This window comes from Ignavibacteriota bacterium (genome assembly GCA_016716225.1).
Classification (GTDB): Bacteria; Bacteroidota; Ignavibacteria; order Ignavibacteriales; family Melioribacteraceae.
Genome location: JADJWT010000001.1, coordinates 489,197 through 511,705 on the forward strand (window position 1 = coordinate 489,197; position 22,509 = coordinate 511,705).

At 28.4% G+C, this 22,509-nt stretch carries 17 protein-coding genes; 9 read left to right on the plus strand and 8 right to left on the minus strand.

Annotated elements, in window-relative coordinates; all coding sequences use genetic code 11:
• Positions 1 to 14 precede the first annotated feature (14 nt).
• A complete protein-coding gene (pbpC, locus tag IPM32_02085; protein MBK8944035.1) occupies positions 15 to 2,327 on the minus strand; it encodes a penicillin-binding protein 1C in 2,313 nt (770 codons plus the stop codon).
• A complete protein-coding gene (locus IPM32_02090) occupies positions 2,320 to 7,713 on the minus strand; it encodes an alpha-2-macroglobulin family protein (GenBank protein ID MBK8944036.1) in 5,394 nt (1,797 codons plus the stop codon). The genes pbpC and IPM32_02090 overlap by 8 nt, the downstream gene beginning before the upstream one ends.
• A gap of 171 nt (positions 7,714 to 7,884) precedes the next feature.
• Here IPM32_02090 and miaB point away from each other — a divergent pair, with 171 nt between their 5' ends.
• The 7 genes from miaB to IPM32_02125 all read left to right on the plus strand — a co-directional run bounded on the left by miaB (position 7,885) and on the right by IPM32_02125 (position 15,535).
• Positions 7,885 to 9,240 (plus strand): tRNA (N6-isopentenyl adenosine(37)-C2)-methylthiotransferase MiaB, encoded by a 1,356-nt coding sequence (miaB, locus tag IPM32_02095; GenBank protein ID MBK8944037.1) that lies wholly within the window; start codon positions 7,885 to 7,887, stop codon positions 9,238 to 9,240.
• A complete protein-coding gene (locus IPM32_02100) occupies positions 9,241 to 9,927 on the plus strand; it encodes an SPOR domain-containing protein (GenBank protein ID MBK8944038.1) in 687 nt (228 codons plus the stop codon).
• 185 nt (positions 9,928 to 10,112) lie between these two features.
• Positions 10,113 to 11,186: a sigma-54-dependent Fis family transcriptional regulator gene (locus IPM32_02105; protein ID MBK8944039.1), complete on the plus strand. Its 1,074-nt coding sequence runs from the start codon at positions 10,113 to 10,115 to the stop codon at positions 11,184 to 11,186.
• Between the two features lie 92 nt (positions 11,187 to 11,278).
• A complete protein-coding gene (locus IPM32_02110; protein ID MBK8944040.1) occupies positions 11,279 to 11,797 on the plus strand; it encodes an LptE family protein in 519 nt (172 codons plus the stop codon).
• A gap of 83 nt (positions 11,798 to 11,880) precedes the next feature.
• A complete protein-coding gene (locus tag IPM32_02115; protein MBK8944041.1) occupies positions 11,881 to 13,347 on the plus strand; it encodes a glycosyltransferase in 1,467 nt (488 codons plus the stop codon).
• A 5-nt stretch (positions 13,348 to 13,352) separates the two neighbouring features.
• Positions 13,353 to 13,964: a hypothetical protein gene (locus tag IPM32_02120; GenBank protein MBK8944042.1), complete on the plus strand. Its 612-nt coding sequence runs from the start codon at positions 13,353 to 13,355 to the stop codon at positions 13,962 to 13,964.
• A 62-nt stretch (positions 13,965 to 14,026) separates the two neighbouring features.
• Positions 14,027 to 15,535, plus strand: a complete 1,509-nt coding sequence (locus IPM32_02125; GenBank protein MBK8944043.1) for an NTP transferase domain-containing protein — start codon at positions 14,027 to 14,029, stop codon at positions 15,533 to 15,535.
• An 88-nt stretch (positions 15,536 to 15,623) separates the two neighbouring features.
• On the opposite strand, the gene rpsT is transcribed toward IPM32_02125, so the two are convergent.
• Entirely contained in the window at positions 15,624 to 15,881 is a 258-nt protein-coding gene (gene rpsT, locus IPM32_02130) for a 30S ribosomal protein S20 (GenBank protein ID MBK8944044.1), read from the minus strand.
• A gap of 128 nt (positions 15,882 to 16,009) precedes the next feature.
• Here rpsT and queE point away from each other — a divergent pair, with 128 nt between their 5' ends.
• Both queE and IPM32_02140 read left to right on the plus strand, forming a co-directional pair.
• Positions 16,010 to 16,648, plus strand: a complete 639-nt coding sequence (gene queE, locus IPM32_02135) for a 7-carboxy-7-deazaguanine synthase QueE (GenBank protein ID MBK8944045.1) — start codon at positions 16,010 to 16,012, stop codon at positions 16,646 to 16,648.
• Positions 16,645 to 17,067 (plus strand): 6-carboxytetrahydropterin synthase, encoded by a 423-nt coding sequence (locus IPM32_02140; protein MBK8944046.1) that lies wholly within the window; start codon positions 16,645 to 16,647, stop codon positions 17,065 to 17,067. The genes queE and IPM32_02140 overlap by 4 nt, the downstream gene beginning before the upstream one ends.
• Positions 17,068 to 17,112: 45 nt before the next feature.
• On the opposite strand, the gene IPM32_02145 is transcribed toward IPM32_02140, so the two are convergent.
• The 5 genes from IPM32_02145 to IPM32_02165 form a co-directional block, all read right to left on the minus strand.
• The gene (locus tag IPM32_02145) at positions 17,113 to 17,862 is read right to left on the minus strand and encodes an NAD-dependent deacylase (GenBank protein MBK8944047.1); all 750 of its coding nucleotides are present in this window, start codon (positions 17,860 to 17,862) and stop codon (positions 17,113 to 17,115) included.
• Between the two features lie 75 nt (positions 17,863 to 17,937).
• A complete protein-coding gene (locus tag IPM32_02150) occupies positions 17,938 to 18,927 on the minus strand; it encodes an HD domain-containing protein (GenBank protein ID MBK8944048.1) in 990 nt (329 codons plus the stop codon).
• A gap of 11 nt (positions 18,928 to 18,938) precedes the next feature.
• Positions 18,939 to 19,457, minus strand: coding sequence for a UpxY family transcription antiterminator (locus IPM32_02155; protein ID MBK8944049.1), 519 nt, complete (start codon positions 19,455 to 19,457; stop codon positions 18,939 to 18,941).
• 65 nt (positions 19,458 to 19,522) lie between these two features.
• Positions 19,523 to 20,992 carry a hybrid sensor histidine kinase/response regulator gene (locus tag IPM32_02160; protein MBK8944050.1) on the minus strand — a complete coding sequence of 490 codons (1,470 nt, stop codon included), beginning with the start codon at positions 20,990 to 20,992 and terminating at the stop codon, positions 19,523 to 19,525.
• Between the two features lie 59 nt (positions 20,993 to 21,051).
• Positions 21,052 to 22,416 (minus strand): sigma-54-dependent Fis family transcriptional regulator, encoded by a 1,365-nt coding sequence (locus IPM32_02165; GenBank protein MBK8944051.1) that lies wholly within the window; start codon positions 22,414 to 22,416, stop codon positions 21,052 to 21,054.
• Positions 22,417 to 22,509 lie beyond the last annotated feature (93 nt).

The window sequence follows — 22,509 nt, forward strand, 5'->3', positions numbered from 1 at the left end:
CTCTTTTTTATTGATCAATAAAATTTCACATTGATTTTAATTTTACTTGTTCCGCCCTTATCATCAGAACAAAGAATATTTACGATTTTCTTCTTGGGGATAAAAAATATTTTTTCGCCCGGTACACATTTTTTATAAAATTCATCATTAATATACCAATAATGCGATAAAACATTTGATGTTGAAACAGCTTGTAATAATAATTTTTGATCGGAATTTTTATCAATATAATAATCATAATTTTCCAACGGAGAAATTATTTTGGGACCATTATTATTTAATTTGCTGTTACAATCGGGATTATGTAAAGGCGGTTCGCCAATGTGAATATTATTTTTCTTATACCATAATTTTAGATCCGGATCTAAAACCTGATACGCAATTTCCCTATATTTATTATTTCCTAAACACTCGGCACAATAAACTTTTGTTTCATTTTCATCAACTAAAAAAGTTTTGTATCTATCACATTTTTTTTGATGTGAAACATTTTCAATGTAATAATCATAAATAATGTTTTTACAATTTTCTGTTGGAAGAAGTCCGGTTTCCTCACAAACTTTTCTTTCTAATATTTCGTAAGGAATATCAAACCATTTTTTTTCTGAATTATAATCTATTGAATTGAATAGATCAAATAAAAGCGGTACAGCCATTTCAGCACCGGATAAATATGGTGAACCTTTTCCACTAAAATTTCCAAGCCAAACTCCAATTGTATATTTTGGATTTACACCAATTGCCCATGCATCTCTTTTCCCATAAGATGTTCCGGTTTTCCAAGCTATTTTGGGAAGTTTAGTTTCTCCAATAAATGTATTGGGGAAATCCGGTCTTTCAATTCCAGACAATATTTTTGTAACTAAATATGAAGCTGATTCGGAAAATATTTGTCTTGAGTTTATCTTTTTATTACTCAATTCAAAATTTATTTTTTTAAAATTTCCTTTATTAGCAAATGATGAAAATGCTGTAACAATTTCTTGTAAAGTTGTTCCACATCCTCCAAGAATAAGTGAAAGTCCGAGTTTATTTTTATCAGCAGATATTTTTTTAAAATCTGTATTTTCTAAGATTTGTATAAAATTATATAAACTAACTTTTTGCAAAAGTTGAACAGCTGGAATATTTAAAGAATTTTTAAGAGCAAAATCAGCTGTAACTTCTCCATAAAAATTATTATCAAAATTTTCCGGTTCATATCCACCAAAGTCCATTGGAATATCATTCAATTTCATTTTTGGTGTTAAAATTCCTTTATCGAAAGCTTGTGCATAAAGAAACGGTTTTAAAGTTGAACCGGGAGAACGAATTGCAGTAATTCCATCAACTTGTCCGGCATTTTCATTATTATTATAATCTGCTGAACCGCAGTAAGCCAAAATATTTCTTGTTTTATTTTCAATAATTAAAACTGAACCGTTTGTAACTTCTTTGCTAATATTTCTCGAAATATAATTTGATAAAAGTTTTTCTGATATTTTTTGTTTTGTAAAATCTAAAGTGCTTTTTATTACTGGTCCTTCAAATGTTCTAATCAATCTATTACAAAAATGCGGTGCAGATTTTGGCATAGAAAATCTATTGGTTTGTAAAGGTTCATAGAGAGCGTCTATTAAAATTTTCTCCTCGAAAACTTTTCCATCAATAAATTTATTTATCCAAATATCTCTTTTGATTTTGGTATTAATATAATTTTTATCTAACCGATAATTGTTCGGATCGTTTGGAATAACTGCAAGAGTTATAGATTGAGCAAGACTTAATTTATTCGGCGGTCGATTAAAATAAATATACGATGCGGCTTTTACTCCTTCTATATTTCCACCATAAGGAAGATAATTTAAATACATTTCAAGAATTTCTTTTTTGGAATAAAGAATTTCAATTTGTATTGCACGAAGAATTTCAAAAAGTTTATTTAGATATGTTCTACTTGATGGATTCCAAATTCTTGCCAACTGCATTGTAATTGTTGATGCTCCGGAGACAATTTTTTTTTGCGAAAAGTTTAAAAAAAAAGCTCGAAATATTGCAATTGGATTTACCCCAAGATGCCAATAAAAATATTTATCTTCCTTTTCAATAATTGATTGTACCAATTCCGGAGTAATTTCATTAAGAGAAGTTTTCAATCTCCATTTGTCATCACCGGAAAGATAAGCCGTTAGAAGTGTTCCATCATTAGCTAGAACTTCTTTTGAAAATATTTTTTCATTCGGTAACGGAAATAAAAAATTCAAAAATGAAAATAATGCAACTACACTTAAGAAAAATACAATTAAACGCGTAAATATTTTTTTAGTTCTTAATTTCACATTATTCAATCACAACCTTTCCGTTCCCGTTGAATGAATGATATTCCCTATCATACATAGCTTCCGCGGCAATTACTGGTAGTTGATATTCACCTTTATTTACAACTCTCAGCATGTAATAAAAATCATTAGTTTTGTTTGCATTCAAATTTGTAAATAAAATTAACCTATCATCTCTCACATCCATATATTGCACATATAATGGATTTTTATTTTCCCAATTAAAATTTGTTGATGTTGATAGCCGTGGATTCTCAATTTCAAATCCAGCTGGAATTAAATCAGATATAACAATATTTTCAGCTGATCTTTGTCCACCCGTTAATGATATTTTGCAAACAATCAAATCACCTTGTATAAATTTATTATTTGTAATTTCATTTTTGGTTTTGTAGTTATAATATGTTCTTCTAACTTTCATTTGCGAATCAATAATTTTCACATCCGGTTTCGTACTTATTCCTTCCGTATTCCAGAAGTAGTAAACTCTTCCTTCACCTTTTGCATTTATATTTATTTTACCCAAGTGAAGATTATTATTAGAAATTGTAATATCCGAATTTTTATATGTTCCAAGATTTTTACCATTTGAAATTACATCAACTTGCAGATCAGATTTTGTCTGCGATTTAAGAGCTTTGCCCAAGGCAAGAAACGTAAATGAAGTTTCTTGTGTTGAATATATATTTTCAGAATTTTGACTTAGATATTTTACAATAATTGGAATTTGCAAATTACTTGGATCAACTTCCAAAAGTACATTTAACATAATTGCATTGGCTCTAATGTTGGAATCAAAACATCCGCCTGAAAGTCTTTCTGTTTTTTCTTCGTTAAAATTATTTGGAATTAATTCCGCAAATGAATTTCTCTTTTCCATTAAAGCAAATGCACCCGCCAATAAATATTTTGTATCATTTGTTAGTAGCTGCGGCATTGCTTTATAATAATTCATAGTTGAAATATCGCCTTTGTTGGTAAGTGCTAAAACATATAAAGCATAAATAATTTCTTTTTGTGCAATCTTAATTATTGTTTTCTGATTGTTCGAATAAGTTACATAATCAACTATATTTTTTTCTTTAACTTTTCTTCCCAAGTACGAAATTAATTTTGAGAAAACATTTTCATCAACATAAAATCCGGCTTTTTTAGCTTCAACTAAAAAATGAGTTGCATAAACAGTTCCCCAAAAATTTGATTCGTTAGAACCTTGCCAATAAGAAATTGATCCATCATAAAGTTGCATTGATTCTAATTTTTTAATTCCTTCATTAACAAAAAATATAGAATTGTTATTTTCAAATAATTTTGGATTAATATTTTTCGCAATATCTCCAAAATACAATTGTGGAAAAACCTTAGATACTGTTTGTTCAACACAACCATAAGGATATCCGAGAAGATATTTCAATTGTTTTGCAAATTTTATTACCGGAAGTTTACTAATTGTTAGAGTTGAGCTTTGCGTTGATTTAATAAAATAATTTGGCAAATTTATTTCTAATTTATCGCCAGCTTTAATTTCTCCTGAACCGCTTTCAACAACCAATGGTGAAGCTGGTCTAATACCAATATTTATTTCCTCTTTTATTTTTGCTAAACCTTCGGTTTCAAAAATAATTTTTGCATTCCCAATTTCATTTTTTGCTGATAAATTAAATTGTACAGTTGCAGTTGAATTTGGATTAATTTCGACTGTTTTATTTTTTTCAGAAATAACTTCTATCGGTCCAGAAACAGATGCTTTAATTTTTACGTTACTTTTTTTGTTGGTAGTATTTACCAAAGATATGTTGGAAACAATTTTATCATTTGAAGAAAGAAATCTTGGAATCTGCGATTCTAAAATTAAATCATCCGAAACTTTAATACTTTTATCAGCTGAACCAAATTTTGGACCGCTATAGACAAGAGCCATTAATCTAAGTTCACCATTAAATTGCGGGATCGGCAGGTTAATTTTAACTTCCCCATTTGAATTGGTTTTTTTAATCCCGCTCCAGTAAGAAAGAAGTTTGTATCTTTTTGATGTTACCGGATTAACTCTTTTCTTTAACTGACTTGCAAGTTCATCCCCACCTGTTGATGATTTTTTAGAAATTACTTCGGGCAATAAAAGTGAATAGAGATCATAGCTTTCAACATTTAATGGTCTATCTGCATACATAAAATTATATGCATTTGGAGTAACAAAATTTTTGATTTGTAAAATCCCCTCATCAACTGCTGCAATAGTTACATAAATATTTTTTTCTTGATTGGTCTTTATTGTAATTTCTTGAGTTGTGTTTGGTTTAACTTTTTCCGAAGCAATTATTTTTACAGGAAGTTTATTTGCTTTCTTCTCTATTTTTATTGACGCAAATCCATGTCCAACCAAAAATGGTGATTCACTTTCTTTTCCGTGAGGTTTAAACAAAGTTGCAGAAATAAAAACATTCGGTAAATAATTTTCAGATAATTCAAATTCTGTTTGCGCCGAATTGTTTTTTACATCGATATATTTATATTCATAAATACCTTTTCGTTCCAATGTTAATAGTAATTTTCCGGAAAATGGACATTTAAAAATTGCTTTAACTTTTTCATTAGGCTCATAAGTTGTTTTATCCAAAACAATTTCTACACTTCCCTCTTTATCAATATCAAAATTTGAAACAGTAAGATCTGACCAGCCATAAACGTAAAACTCAGTTTTATAATATGCGCTATTACCTTTTTCGGAAATTCGCAATTCATATTGACCGGTACTTTTTGCATTAACGTTTATTTTTGATGGAACTCCGCTTATTGAAATTTCTTTTTCCCATTCAACAATTTCTGACTTAACTGAAGTATAAATATTTCTGCTATCGTAATCTTTTCTTAAAACCGAATCCCATTTATATCTTACTAATTTTGCAATTCCATTAAAACTTTTTGATGGCTTATCATCTTTATCTACCGAAACAATTTCAAAATTGTAGTTCTGATTATTGTTCAAATAATAATCCGGTGATTTGATTCCGATAAAATTATTTTTTGTGAAGATATCAAAATTAACAACGCGGTTTACGGTCCTTCCTGTTAAATCAAATACGCTTACATAAGCATAAGCAGAAATTTTTCCGCCACTTAATAATATTTCCGGAATTGTATAATCAATTTCAGCGCTTCCATTTTCATCCAAAGTTCCATCAAAAGTATAATTGCTGATTGAAGAATTTTCTCCAACGTAATCATCAAAAGTAAAATCTTTAAATTTGTTGCTTCTGAAATTTGTTTGTCTAAACTGGATTTCACCTTCATATTTTAATTTGGACGCTTTTGCCCCGAATAAAAATTCTGATTCCAAATTTAATTTTACTGATTCACCCAGGATGAATTTTTGCTTATCAATTTTAAAGTTTACTCTAATTTTATCTGGAACAAAATCTTCAACATTAAAATTATAATAACTAATTATTTTTTTTGCTCCATTATAAAGTTCGGCTTTGTATAATCCGGTTTGCGCATAAGTCGGCATTACAAATGATTGTTCAAATGATCCTTGTTCATTTAATGTTTTTGGAAATTCTTCAAAAACTTTTCCGGTTGGTGAAATAATTTTTAACAAAACCGGTTCATCGGAAATAATTTCCATTTTTTCATTTCTCAAAATTCCGCTTAAATTAACTTTTTCACCTGGACGATATAAATTTCTTTCTGCATACATGAAAACTGTGTAATTATCTAAAATGTCAGATAATCCACCAACATTAAATCTCGAAGTTTCAACGTATGATTCGCGGAGATCCAAATAATTAAAATCATTTTCCTTTTCGATAAAAATTATTCTTGGTGATTCATCTTTGTACTTTCCATTTTCTAAACTAAATTTTGCAACACCGTTTTTATCTGTAACTCCTTTCAACATTGATGTATTATGAGTTGAATAAATTTCAACATTTGCTCCTTCAATCGGTTCGGCATTTGAAATTGAATTAACAAAAACAAGCATTTCATTTTTGGCTTTTTTTGTAATTATTCCAAAATCAGAAACTGCAACAATTTTTCTATCCTTAATCCATCTTTCTTCGTTGGAAATTATTTCAACTAAAAATATTCCTTTCTTATTTTGCGAAACAGCTTTTTCCAAATTAATGTTAATTGTGTTCATCCAATTTTGCGATGAATTTAATTTTACTTTTTCTTTGTACAACGCTTTACCATAACTGTCTTCACTTTCATGCGGATTCATATAATAATCGTAACTATAATATCCCCAATAATCATTATTTAAATTATTTTTGAAATACATAATATTATTTTTCTGAATTTGCGAAACTTCAATATCCACAGCATCAATATTTACAATATTTGCAGTAAGATTTTTCAAACCAGGAAGCATTAGATATTTTCCCTGTTTATCGGAAAAATTTATTGAAGGATCAACATTAAAAAGCGAAACAACTCTTTCATAATCTCTATCAAGCGAGCCGCCGTACAAGCCTTGCAAACCTTTATTCACTTTTAGTGTAAACGTATTCTCGTTCTGATTTTTTGTAATAATTTTTATGTGATTATCATAAACTTGAGTTTCAAATTCTGTCTTTGGTTCAAGTGTTAAATAATTATTTACATTTTCTTTTATGATTGCTTGATTTAAGTATATATCAATCCAGCCGTTATTTCCGTCAAATCCGGAAACTACATCGGTTATATCAAGTTTTGTAATTTTTAATAATTCGTATTCAAAATTTCTATTTTCTGCTAAACCATCCTTTCCTAAAATTGATTTTAAATCTTTTTTAATTTCGACAGAAATATTTTGATTTTCAGAAGTCTGTTTAATTTCACCCAAATTGATAGAAATTATATTTGACGAAGAAGTTGTTGTAATTTCAAAATTTGAGATATTTTTTCCATCAATGGAAATTGTTAAGAATGATGAAAGCTCTTGTGGTTGAACAGGATAATTAAAATGTAAATTTGTTTGAATACTTGTAACATAAGATTTATGTGGAATTTGCGTCCAAAAAAATTCTGCTTTGGTTACATCAAAATGCGGAGTATTAAAATTATAAGTTTCAAAATCAGTACTTAAATTTTTATTAAACAAAACTTTAGTTGTAATTTTCGCAGAGTAATTCTGCATAGCATCCAAAGCAAAATCCGGAGAAAATTGTAAAGTTCTTGCATCAAGCCATTTGAATTTTCCATTTATCTTCGGTTCAAAAGAAATAAATTCATCTGTCAACCATTCACCAATTTTTTCCTCCGGAGCTAAATCTTGAGAAAATTCAACAGTAAAATTTGTAGCTTTTTCAATTTCACCATTGGGAGAAAAATCAACAACCTTAACTGTATTTTGGGATGAACATGAATAAATTAAAATCATTAAAACAGCAAAAGTTATTTTTGGGAAGTTCATATGTTCTCACGATTTAATAAAAATTTGTAATTAAAGTTATAAATTTTTTATTGCATTAATACAATTTTTCAATACCGAATTATATTTGTAAGTGATTTGAATTCTTGAGATTAAGCAAGCATATAAGTAAATTTCAATTCAAATTTTTTAGTTTTACAGAAAGGAAAAGTTTTGCAAAAAAGTAATGTCTATATTGAAACTTACGGATGCCAAATGAATTTGGCCGATACGGAAATTGTTCAAGGAATTTTATCAACAAAAGGTTATGATTTAACAAATAATATAAATAATGCAGATGTAGTTTTATTAAATACTTGCAGCATTAGAGAAAATGCGGAACAAAGAATTTACGGCAGATTAGGAAACTTTAAAACTCTGAAATCGGAAAAACCAAATTTGGTAATTGGAATTTTGGGCTGCATGGCTGAAAGATTGCGCGATGATTTAATTAACGATAAAAAAATGGTTGATTTGGTTGTTGGTCCCGATGAATACAGACGTTTACCTGAATTTATTGATTTTGCTTTTTCCGGAGAAAAAGGAATTGGTGTTAAACTTTCCAAAACTGAAACTTATGATGATTTAATTCCGTTCAGAGCCAATGACGATGGGCTTTCTGCGTGGATTTCTGTAATGCGCGGATGTGATAAATTCTGCACATTTTGTGTTGTTCCATTTACTCGAGGAAGAGAACGAAGCCGAACTTTAGAATCAGTAATTAAAGAAGTTGAACAGCTTTCAAATCAAGGATATAAAGAAATTACTTTACTCGGACAAAATGTAAATTCGTATAATGATAATGGTTTGGATTTCGCGGATTTACTTTCCGCTGTTGCAATTGTTGATAGAAAAATTCGTGTGAGATTTTCAACTTCTCATCCGCAAGATTTTTCCGATAAATTACTTTATACAATTTCCGAACATCCGAATTTGTGCAATTATATTCATCTTCCGGTTCAGTCCGGCTCAAATAGAATGTTGGATTTAATGAACCGAACTTACACTATTGAACATTATCTTAACATAATTGAAAAAGCTAGGAAAATAATTCCGGGTGTTACATTTTCTACAGATATTATTTCCGGATTTCCGACAGAAACTTATGAAGATCATTTAGCAACATTGGAAGTGATGAGAAAAGTTAGATACGACGGAGCTTATATGTTTAAATATTCTCCGCGAGAAGGAACCAAAGCGTACAAAATGATTGACGATGTTGATGAGGAAACCAAATCAAAAAGATTAAGCGAAATTATTGATCAACAGCAAAAAATTTCTTATGAAATAAATCAAGACTTAATTGGTAAAGAAGAGGAAATTTTGATTGAAGGATTCAGTAAAAAATCAAATGAATTTCTTGCCGGAAGAACCGATACAAATAAAGTTGTAATAATTCCGGCACAAGAAAATATTTTTAAAGGTGATTACATAAAAGTGAAAATTAATAAAGCAACATCGGGAACATTATTTGCAGATGTTGTTACAAAAGTAGATTTTTCTAATGAAGAAAAACATAAGATTGCATAAATGAAAAATTTGATTAAGATAATTTTATTAGTTTTTTCTACTCAAACATTTGCACAAAATGTTGATATAATTCCGCAATTAAAAATGATTGAACAAGGAAAAATTGATGAAGCGAAAGAAAATTTGGAGTTCTTCAAAAAGAAAAATGCAAATGATCCAAATGTAATTTTTCTTCAAGCAGTTTTAACTGAAAATGGCGAAGAATCTCAAAAACTTTATGAATTAGTCTATTCAACTTTTCCAAACAGTAAATTTGCCGATGCAGCTTTGTTCAGAAGTTTCTCATATTTTTATGCAATCGGTTTATATAAAAAAGCTGAAACTCTGAAAGCTTTGCTCAACAAAGAATATCCAGATTCACCTTATCTAAAAAATACAGATAGAAGTTTTATTCAAGATGATGAAATGATTCTAGTTGAAAATAAACCATATAATAAAAAATCTGCATCAAATAAAAAATATACAATTCAAGCTGGTGCTTTTGGAAATTTACAAAATGCTCAAGAGTTAAAAAATAAATTTATACAGAGAGGTTTAATATCAAATATTTCTCAAAAAAATGTTAATAATTTACAGCTTCATGTTGTTACCGTTGGAGAGTTTTCTTCACAATCAGATGCTGAAGTTTTGCAAAAAAGATTGAAAACAGAATTTTCTGTGGATGGAAAAATTAGAGAAATTGAATAGAAAATTTTTCCTTATTGAGTTCAAAACAAATTCAAAAAAATTTATTACAGACGATTTTACAAGAAATCATACCTAAATATTTAAAATTGATAAGTTTAAATTTCGCTTCAAATATTGCATTTTTATCAAATATTGAATAATTTTGTCGTATATTACTGTCATAATGTCATACAAAATTTAGTAAAATGGAAATAATTGGCAAATCCAAACAAATTAAAGATTTAATTGATATTGCACATCAAGTTGCTCAATCTGATATTTCTGTGTTAATTTACGGAGAAAGCGGAGTTGGGAAAGATATATTTGCGCGAGAAATTCACAATACAAGCAAAAGGGCAAATAAGCAATTAATTAGTGTAAATTGCGGAGCAATTCCAGAAGGAATTTTGGAAAGTGAGTTATTTGGACACAAAAAAGGTTCGTTTACCGGAGCGATTGACGACAGAAAAGGTTATTTCGAAATGGCAGATAAAAGTACGCTTTTTCTTGATGAAATTGCGGAAATGCCGCTAACAACTCAAGTAAAACTATTGCGTGTTTTAGAAACTGGTGAATTTTTACCATTGGGAAGTGAAACAACAAAAAAAGTAGACGTTCGCATTATTGCCGCAACCAACAAAGATTTGCAAACGGAAGTTGATTCAAAAAGATTTAGAAAAGATTTATTTTTCAGATTAAAAGCTGTTACTTTAAATATTCCTCCGTTACGTGAAAGAAGAGAAGATGTTGTACTTTTGATCAATTTTTTCTTAAATAAATATACTGAACATCACAAGATTGAATCTCCAAACATAACAAATGAATCATATGAATTGTTAAATAATTATTCTTGGCCCGGAAATATTAGAGAACTAAAAAATGTTATCGAAACTGCGGCAGCGTTAAGCAAAACCGGAATTTTAAATGAAGATTCGTTTACTAATTTATTAACAAATCCTAAAATTGAAGAAAATAAAAATCTTCCAATATTTTTACAGAAATCTACAGAATCTTTGGATAGAGAAATAATTTTGGGAGCTTTAATCGAAATTAAAAAAGATTTAAATGAGCTTAAAAATTTAGCATATAGAAGTAATGTTCCGCAAAAATCTGAAGAAGCAAATTTTGATTTGGATGAAATTATTCCGATTACAAAACTCGAGAAAGATGCAATAAAAAAAGCATTAGCATTTACAAAAGATAGTAAACGAAAAGCCGCAAATTTATTAGGAATTAGCGAAAGAACACTTTACAGAAAGTTAAAAGAGTACGGAATCTAAATTTATTTTCAAAAGTTAATAAATGAAAATGTTTGTGGAATTTTGAATACATTTGAACAAAACGAATTAGAAATTGTATAAAATTTTAGAAAATGTTTTACAAAGTTAAAAAATATAAAAATATTGTAATATTAAGTTTCATTGCAATAATTTTATCAAGCTGCGCTTATTCATTCACTGGAAGTTCTGTTCCCAATCATCTAAAAACAATTGCAATTCCTTTTGCTGTAGATAGAAGTGGATCCGGCGAACCAAATATGGCTGATAATTTTACCAGCACTTTGATTGAAAAATTTATTTCAGATAATTCGCTTGCAATAACAGATAAATCAAAATCTGATGCACTTTTAGATTGTACAATCAACTCAATTTCTGAATCTCCAAATATTATTCAAGGTGGAGAAACTGTTTCAACAATAAGATTAACAATTAATGCAAGAGTTATTTATAAAGATTTTGTGTTGAAAAAGACAGTTTTTGAGAAAAATTTTTCCGATTATGCTGATTATTCAAATAACGGAGATGTTTACACAAATAGAAATAATGCAATCACAGAAGCAATAGAAAAATTATCAGAGGAAATTTTACTTGCCGTTGTATCTGATTGGTAACAATTGAAAATCTGATAAAATTACGTATATTTACAGCCACTCTTTTTTAAAGAGTTTATTTAATAACTTTTGGAATTTATAAAATGGTTTTAGACGAAATAATTTTAATTGTTTACATTCTTACAATGGTTGTTCTGCTTGTATTTGCAAGTCACGGCGTGATAATGCTTTATTATTATAGAAAATTTATTTCCAACGTTCCGGAACCTTCTGAAGTAGAAAATTTTGATAAAAAAGTTACTATTCAACTTCCACTATACAATGAACAATATGTAACTGAAAGATTAATTGATTCTGTTTGTAAAATTGATTATCCAAAAAATTTGATGGAAATTCAAGTTCTTGATGATTCTACTGATTCAACAGTTGATCTTGTTAAAAAAATTGTTGAAGAGAAACAGAAAGAAGGATTTGATATTAAACAAGTTAGAAGAAGCAGCAGAAAAGGTTATAAAGCTGGAGCTTTGAAAGAAGGATTAGAATCAGCTACTGGTGAATTAATTGCAATTTTTGATGCAGATTTTGTTCCAAAACCGGATTTCTTAAAAAAGACTTTGAAATATTTCACAAATCCTAAAATTGGAATGGTTCAAACTCGATGGGAACATATTAATGAAGATTACTCAATTTTAACTCGAATTCAAGCTTTGGCATTAAATGGACATTTTGTTATGGAACAGCCAATAAGAAATAGAGCTGGATTTTTTATCAATTTTAACGGAACGGGCGGAGTTTGGAGAAAAGAATGTATTTTAGATGCCGGTAACTGGAATGATGATACAATTACTGAAGATTTAGACTTAAGTTATAGAGCTCAATTAAACGGATGGAAATTTGTTTATTTGAAAGATTTTACAACTCCTGCTGAATTACCGGCTGAAATGAATGCTTTGAAAGCTCAACAATTCAGATGGACAAAAGGTGCTATCGAAACTGCAAAAAAATTATTGCCAATGGTTTGGAAATCCAAAATTCCATTCAGAACAAAAATTCAATCAACTTTTCATCTAACAAATAATATTGTTTTTCCATTTATTCTTATTGCCGGAATTTTAAATGTTCCGCTTGTGTTTATTAAAAATAGCGGACCTTACGCAATATTTTTTAATTTTATGTCGGTTTTTGTTTTAGCATTTATAAGCTCATTTTTATTTTATCTTTATGCACAAAAAGATGTTTACACCGATTGGAGAAAAAAGATTGCGTTATTCCCAATTTTTATGGCTGGAAGTATGGGTTTTGCAGTAAATAATTCCCGTGCAGTTTTTGAAGGATTAATGGACAGAAAAAGTGAATTCGTTAGAACACCAAAATTTAAAATTGTTGAAAAATCTGACAAAATTAAAAAAAATGAAAGTTACCTTTCCTCTAATAAAATAAACTCTACAGTAATGGTTGAAATTATCCTTGCTGTTTACTGTTTAATTGGCGTTGTTGCATCACTATACTTTTTTGAAATTGCAGCATTACCGTTTCACTTAATGTTTTTCTTAGGATTTTCATCGGTTGCCGGATTATCAATAAAACATGCTTTAGAAAATAAATCTTAATTTCTATGGATAAATTTGCTCTCATTTACGAATTTAACAAAGAATCTCCGTTAATTGTATATGAAGCATCTAAAGAATTAGATAAAAAAAATTTTCAAAAAGCATTGGATTTACTTGAAAAAGCATCTCAAAAGTTTCCTTATCACCCAACTGTCTTTTTTCTTAAGGCAGTTGCGGATGCTTATAACAATCAATTTGAACTTTCCAAACAAAATTTACTTAAAGGTGATAACCTTCTGAATGATAAAAAAACATTAGATTTTTATCATCAGCTTGTTGAAAATATTAGGTTAAAAAAAGATTATATCAATTTATATTTAGAAAATTCTCAAAATAATTTTTTCTATAAATCAGTAATTGATAATAATGATTTTGATTCTTCACAAATAATTCCTGATGAAAATATTAATTCAAATGAAAATGATTTCGATAATGAACCTATTGTTACAGAAACTCTTGCAGAAATTTATGCTTCTCAAGAAAATTATTATGAAGCTTTAGAAATTTTTGAAAAATTAAAAATTGTTAAACCTGAATTAACAGAAAAATTTGAAAATAGAATTATAGAAATTAAAACTGCTATCGAAAATAAACAACAAAACAAATTTGGAAATTGAAAATATTTCCTTGTAATTAGATCCCATCAAATTTATTTACTCGAAAAAAATTTGGAGAAATAATGTCCCAACAAAAAAATTCAAGTGTAGAAAATTTAATTAAACAATATTCATCAGAATTCAATTATAAAAATAAAGAAACTGCAATAATTTTAGCTGCTGGTCACGGAAAAAGAATAAAATCTCAAACTTCAAAAATGCTGCATAAAATTTGGGGAAAATCCACGGTTCAAAGAGTTTACGAAGCTTGCAAAAATGGACTTTCAAAATCAAACTCAATTATTGTAACCGGAATTAAAGCAGAAGATGTAATTAAAGTTATTGGAACAAAAAAGAATAATTTATTTGCTTTTCAAGAAGTTCAGCAAGGAACCGGACATGCAGTTCAAATTGCTCTTCAAAAAATTGAAAAAAATAAATACGATGGTATCGTTTATATTTTACCTGGTGATATGGGATTAATTGATGATTCAACTTTAAAAATGTTTAAGAAAGAATTTATAAAATCTAAAACCGATATGATGGTTTTAACTGGAATGTATGATGGAAAAGATCCTTATGAAAATAGTTACGGAAGAATTGTTAGAGTAAAATTAATTGATGATAATGGAAAATCTTCCGGCAAAGATACCGGTAAGGTTATTGAAATTATTGAGTACAAAGATATTTTAAGACTCGATGAAAAAATTCCTTATACCAGAGATTTTAACGGAAGAAAATACAGTTTTACAAAGGATGAACTTATAAAAAATAATGAATTTAATTCCGGTGTTTTCGCATTTAAATTTAATTTTCTCGTAAAACTTATAAATAAAATCAGTAGCAATAATGCTCAAGGTGAAATTTATATTACAGATTTGATTGCATTATTCAACCAAAATAATTTATCTGTAGGAGCCGTAAGTGCCGAGCAGCAGCATGTAATTATGGGATTTAACAATAAATCCGTGTTAAAAGAAATGGATGATATTGCAAGAAAACATGCTTACGAAAAATTGAAAGATATAATTGAAATTGATGATCCCGATGATTTTTTTATTGCAGATGATGTTATGGAAAATATAATTGAAGCAGATAAAAAAGGTCAACCTTTGGATGTTAAAATTGGCAAAGGTGTTTATGTTGGTGAAGGTGTAAAATTAAATTACAATATTAAATTGCGTAAAAATGTTTACGTAATGGGTAATGTAGTTTTCGGACAAAATATAACTATTGGTGAAAATGTTCATCTTTCTTGTTTTCCAAATCAAAAGTTAGAATTGAAAGACAACGTAGAAATTCTTTGGGGTGATATTATAAAAGGAAATATTACAATTTGTGAAAACTCAAGAATTGAATCAAGCGTTAATATTACCGGAAGCGATGAACATCCAACAAGAATTGGAAAAAACGTTACAATAAAAGGAACAAGTTACGTTTTTGGTTCAATTGTAGATGATGATTTATTTATTGAACACAGTGTTTTGATTAAGAAAAAAGTTGATAAGTTAATTCGTAAAGATGGGAAAATTCAAGATATTAGATTCTTTCTTCCCATGCCGGAAGGAATTGACGCAATTGATGAATTATAGAATTTTATAAATTTTCGTATTTAAAAATAAAAAGCGATCAAGAATTTCAAGATCGCTTTATAATCTATTCTAAAGTATAACTTAACTTTTATTTTGCTAAAGAATTTACAAATTTTGTTAATTGAGATTTTTTTCTTGCAGCATTATTTTTATGAATTTTACCTTTCCCGGAAACTCTATCTAAATATGCAACAGCGTCTTTCAATTTAATTTCTGCAGTTTCTTTTTCTTTTGAATCAAGAACATTTTTAACTAATGTTTTCACTTTAGACATTGAAGCTTTATTTATCAATCTTTTCTTTTCACTAGTTTTTGCTCTTTTTTTAGCAGATTTATGATTTGCCATTCTTTACCTTACAAAATTTTTTAAGACAATAAACTTAGAAAATTTATTTTTCAACTGCAACTTTAAAATGTACAAAAACTTCTATTTTATTAGTATTTTTGCACATAAAATGAAAAGAAAGTTAGAAATTGATTAAAATAAACGAGATTTTTTATTCAATTCAAGGCGAAAGTTCAAAAGTCGGTTTGCCTTGTATTTTCATACGATTAACATTTTGCAATTTAAGATGCACTTATTGCGATACGGAATATTCATTTTACGAAGGTATGGATTATTCAATCGATGAAATTTTAGCGGAAATAAAAAAATACAAATGCAATTTAGTTGAAATTACCGGTGGTGAACCTCTAGTTCAAAAAGAAAGTTTGGAATTAATGGAAATTCTTTGTGATAATAATTATGAAGTTATGTTGGAAACCGGCGGAAGTTTATCTATAGAAAATGTTGATAAAAGAGTGAAAATTATTTTAGATTTTAAAACTCCATCAAGCAAAATGGAAAAGAAAAATTTCTATAATAATATTAATTTTCTAAAACCGAATGATGAAATAAAATTTGTAATTGGCGATAGAGAAGATTTTGAGTGGTCGAAAAATTTAATTACCGAACACAAACTTGATGAAAAATGTGAAATTTTATTTTCATCGGTTTTTGGTAAAATTGAGTATAAACAATTATCAGAATGGATTTTAGAAGAAAATCTAAATGTTAGATTTCAAATTCAATTACATAAACATATATGGGAACCAAACCAAAGAGGCGTATGAAAATTGCAAAAGAATTTAGATGGGAAATGGGACACAGATTACAATGCCACAAAGGCAAATGTATTAATCTGCACGGACATTCATACAAATTAATTGTTGAATTTTCCGGTGATATAAATAATGATGGAATGGTTTTAGATTATTTTGATGTTAAGGAAATTGTTGGTCCCCTTGTTGATGAGCTTGATCACACAGTAATTATAAGTGATAAGGATTTTGAATTACTTAATGCAATAAAAAAATTAAACTCCAATCACGTAATTGTAGATTTTGAAAGTACTGCAGAAAATTTGTGCAAATATTTTTTGAATAAAATTTCCGAAAAGAAATTACCAAAGAATATAACTCATCTAAAAGTTAGAGTTTGCGAAACAGAGAATACTTATGCGGAAGAAGAAATTTGTTTAATTGAAAAATAGATTTATCCTAATTAAACAATCCGATCTTTTAAAAAGATTGGATCTTTAACATTTTTTTATTTTCACTTTTTTTGCCAACTCCAAAATCTCCGGCAAAATTTCTCCGGACTTTCCCATGATTGAATAATCAACTTTGTAAGTCATTTCAGTTGGTTCAATATTTATTTCAACTAAATATGCGCCATATTGTTTTGCTGTAAGTGGAATATATGCTGCGGGATAAACAATTCCCGTTGTGCCAATAATAAAACAAATATCACATTTTTTTGCAATTCGTTCACTATTTGGAAACGCATTTCCACGTAAATTTTCACCAAACCAAACAACATCGGGTCTAATTAGTCCGTTACATTTTGAGCATCGCGGAACTTTATTATCAAACATAAAATCTTGATGTTCATAAAAAGTTTTACAACTAATACAGAAATTTCTAATTATGCTGCCATGTAATTCTTCAATATTTTTGCTTCCGGCACGCGCATGTAAATTATCTACATTTTGTGTTGCAACAAAAACTTCATAAAAATTTTGTAATTCTGCAATTGCTAAATGACCTAAATTCGGCTTTGACTCTTCAACAATTTTTCTTCTGTATTGATACCATTCCCAAACCATATCTGGATTTTTCATAAATGCATTAAAGTTAGCGAGTTCTTCCGGTTTTAACTTATTCCATAATCCATCTTTTCCGCGAAATGTAGAAATTCCGCTTTCTGCAGAAATTCCAGCACCAGTAAAAAATAATAGTGTGTCAGCAGTTTTTAATTTTTCTATAAATTCTTTTTTAAATTCCATACGAATATTTGGATTTAAAAAGCTTCGATCTTTTTTAATGATCGAAACATTGATAAAAATTATTTTGGAAAATTATCAAAACAAAGTTTCCTTGAAATCATCATTTATTTCTTTAGCTTCTTTCACATATAATGAAGTTTCTGCAAGCGGTAAATATTTTGTCCAACTATTTCCGCTTTCCTTTTCAGAAATAATTGCATTTTTATACGCATTGGCTTTCGCGCTTAACTCATCGGCATGATAAAGAATTATTGCTTCTAAAGTTTTAGGAATTACAGGAGATGCAAATTCCAATTTCCCTTGGTGACTTAACACAATATGTAAAAGTTGATTTTTTATTTCTTCCGGAAAATTCTCAATCTTTCTTGTTTCTTTCTCAATAATATTTGCGGCAATTACAATATGTCCGACTAATTTTCCTTTATCTGTATAATCAAATCCGGTTGAAAAATCTAACTCTTCAATTTTTCCAAAATCATGTAAAATTGCGCCGGTTACTAGTAAATCGCGATTTGCTTCTTGATGAATTTTACACATCAATTCACAAATTTTAATAATTTCCAAAGTGTGTTCAAACAATCCGGAAATATATGCGTGATGCCAAGATTTTCCCGCGGGAACTTTTCTATATTTATTAAAATTTTCTTCGGTAAAAATATTTTTTAATAATTGAGTTAAATATTTTGATTTAATTGAATTTAAAATCATTTTAAATTCCATTTCCATTTCTTCCAAATTTTGTTTTGATTTAGGAAGAAAATCTTCTATCGTAATATTATCATTTTTATCTGCAATTTTTAATCGCTCAATTTTTATCTGAAGTTGATTATTAAATTCATCAACAATTCCATTAATCTTTAGAACTATTCCGGTTTTTAAATTTTCAACAATCGATTCAAATCCACTCCACATTTTTGCATTAAGAGAAATTGTTTCATCTCTTAATTCCAAATCGAGAAAATTTTTTCCGGTTTTTGCAGCTTTTATGGAGAAATTTGAAAGCAATAAAAAGTGATCAATCTTATCTTGATTTTTAAGTTGTTTTAATTTTATTTGATTCAACATTTTTATCCTTTTTATTGTGCTTCAATAACGCTTTCTTTTGGAATTTTTACAATTACTGATCTTCGTAGTAAATCAATTGTAATTGCTAAAATTTTATCTTGATTTGCATTTTCATAAACAATTCCTTCAACATCTTTAAACGGACCAGAAATTATTTTAACACGGCTCCCAATTGCTAAAGTTTCAGTAACAGAAATATCCGTTCCTCTTTCTAACATTTTCTTGAGATTTTCAATTTGCCAATCCGGAACTATCGCTGGTTTGCCTTCAAAAAAAATGGACCGAACTACCGATTGCTGCTCCAATGCAATTAGTCGATCTCTTTCATTACCATGTACAAAAATATATCCGCTGAATAACGGAAAATCTACTTTCTTTTTTCTATCGCTCCATTGTCTAGTTTTAGTAATTGTTGGTAAATAATTTTCAATTCCGGCAGCATTTAATTGAGTTACAGATTTAAATTCATGGCGCGGCTTTGTATACATAGCATACCAATTTTTTTGTTGAGAAATTAGGGGATTCTGCAATTTTTTCCTTTAGAATTGTTAAATATTGTATTTAAAGATAAGTAAAAAATTAAAATAGTTGGAGTTTAAGAAATAATTCCGGATAGAATTTCAGAAATTTCTTGCGGTGTTTTGTTAAAGTCTATAAAATTATCAACTTTAAGTTTTTTATATTCCGATTTTTCTTCATTATCAATTTTATCAATTAAAATAATTACTGAAACTTTATTATGAATATCTTTTTTTCTAAGTGAAGAAACTAATTGAATTCCATTCATAAGCGGCATTTTATGATAAGAAATTATTACGGAAGGAGTTTTTTCTAAAATAAAATTCAGTGCTTCAAATCCGGTTTTTGTAAATGCAATTTTAAATGTTGGATATTTTTCAGAAAAAACTCTCTGATATTCATTTCGTATATCTTCATGTTCTTCAACAATTAAAATTGTATCTTCAGCTTTGGGAATTGTAAAATGAAATTCGCTGCCCTTCTGCAATTCAGAATAAAACCAAATTTTACCTGAATGTTTTTCGATAATTTCTTTTACCAAAGCTAAACCCAAACCGCTTCCCTTTTCGCCGGCAGTTCCGGTTTGAGAAAATTTACTTTCAACTTTAAATAATTTTATCTGGTTACTTTCGGAAATTCCAACGCCTTCGTCTTTTACAGTAATTTCAACCATATCGTTTTTGTAAAATCCGATATTTACCTTTATCTGTTTTCCGCTTGGAGTAAATTTTACGGCATTGCTTAATAAATTTGTAATTGCTTGCGAAATTAACTTTTCATCTGCGTTTACAAATATTCCTTTTCCGCCATCAATTTTAATTTCTATATTTTTTCTAATTGCAACACCGGTTAAAACAGAAATACAATTTTCAACAGCGTCTCTTATTTCTAATCTTTGAGGTTCAAATTTCATAGCTCCGGTTTGAAGCCGAGTCCAATCCAATAAATGATTTACCATTTGCAACTGAATTTTAGAAGCATCATAAATGTATTCCAAATATTCACGTTTTTCTTCTTCGGATAAATTCTGTTCATTCAATAGAATTTCTGAAAAACCAAGCAAACTTGTAAACGGTGCTCGCAAATCGTGTGAAATAATTGAAATTAATTTATCCTTAGAATTATTTTGTTCAGTTTTCGTTTCAATAATTTTATGAAATTCTACTTCTCTTTGTTTTAAATCGGTTATATCAACAAGCAGACTAAAAAATCCATTATTAATATTTGATTCATCAATAGAAATAAATTCCTTAAGCCAAATTGGTTTTTCTGCTTTTGATATGATTTTAAAGATTTTTGTGATTTGCGAAATTTTTTCATCAAAATTTAATTGAATTACTGAATTGTAAATTTGTTCATCTTCACCATTTTCGGTAAGCGAATGATGTTTATAAGGAAAGCTTGAAATTTCTTCTTTTGTAAATCCGGTTAAATTTTCAAAAGATTCTTGACAAGTAAAATCTCCGTTATAACTCCATGAAGCAATAAAATAATTTTCATTTGGAATTAAAAGTTTGTCAATAATTTTATTATCGATAAATTCCATTATTTACAAAAGTTTCTTTAAAGATTGAATTAAAATTAATTAAAATTTTGGAATAATATTTATTCCGTTATTTGTCGTGTTGGAATTCCTAATAATTCCATTTTTCTATAAAGCGAAGATAAGCCGATATCTAAAGCTTTTGCGGCTTCTTCTTTATTATTTTCATATTTTTTTACAATTCTTTTAATATGTTCTTTTTCAAAAATTAAAGTTGCTTCTTTAATTGATTCGGGCATATTTCCAATACTTACAGTTGAATTAACATTATCTGCAAGATCATTTACTTCAATTTTACTTCCACTAGAAAATATTATCGCTCTTTCTATAATATTTTCAAGTTCTCTAACTCCTCCGCGCCAATCGTAATTTATTAATTTTTTCATTGATTCATTACTTACACCAATAACTGGTTTTCCCATTTCATTGCAATATTTTTCAACAAAATGATCAACCAAAAGCGGAATATCTTCACGTCTTTCATTTAATGTTGGAAGCTTAATTTCAACAACATTTAAACGGTAATATAAATCTTCTCTAAACTCACCGGATTTTGTTTTTTCGTAAATATCTTGATTTGTTGCGGCAATAATTCTTACATCGGTTTTTACGGGTTTTATTCCGCCAACCGGCATAAATTCTTTATCTTCAATTGCGCGCAATAATTTTACTTGTAGATTAATTGGAAGATCAGCAATTTCATCAAGAAATAAAGTGCCGCCATCAGCAACTTTAAATAATCCATCTTTATCGCCTACAGCTCCGGTAAATGAACCTTTTCTATGTCCGAATAATTCACTTTCAATTAAATTTTCTGAAATTGCTCCGCAGTTAATTGGCAGAAAAATTTTATCTTTTCTTTTGCTGTTAAAATGAATTGCTTTTGCAACAAGTTCTTTTCCGGTTCCACTTTTTCCGGAAATAAAAATATTTGTATTTGTTGGTGCAACTTGAGAAATAATATTAAAAACCTTTTTCATCGGTTCACTTTTACCGATAATATTTTCGAAATCAGCTTTAGCAGTTATTTTTTGTCGCAAAAATTTATTTTCATCTGATAATTTTTTGTAATCAAGTAGTCGTTTTATTTTATTCAGAATATCATCAAACTCAACTGGTTTTAATAAATAATCGTAGGCACCGTTTCGTAATGCACTTATTGCAGTTTCTACGGAAGCATAAGCTGTCATCATAATAAAATAAGTTTCGGGAGAAATTTTCGAACATTTTTCAAGCAATTCAATTCCATCCATTCCGGGCATTTTTATATCGGAAATTACAAGTTGAAATTCATTATTCTTAATTTGCTCAAGCGCTTCTAATCCATCTGAAACTGCTGTTGTTTGAAATCCTTCTTCATTCAAAATCATTTGAAGTGAATCTCGGATTCCTTTTTCATCATCTGCAATTAAAATTTTTATATCCATAATTTTCCTTTTACTAAAAGAAATATTAGAAAATCTCTAAAACATTTTTGAATTTAATTTTCAACTTAAAATATTTTTTTCTTTCTATAAATA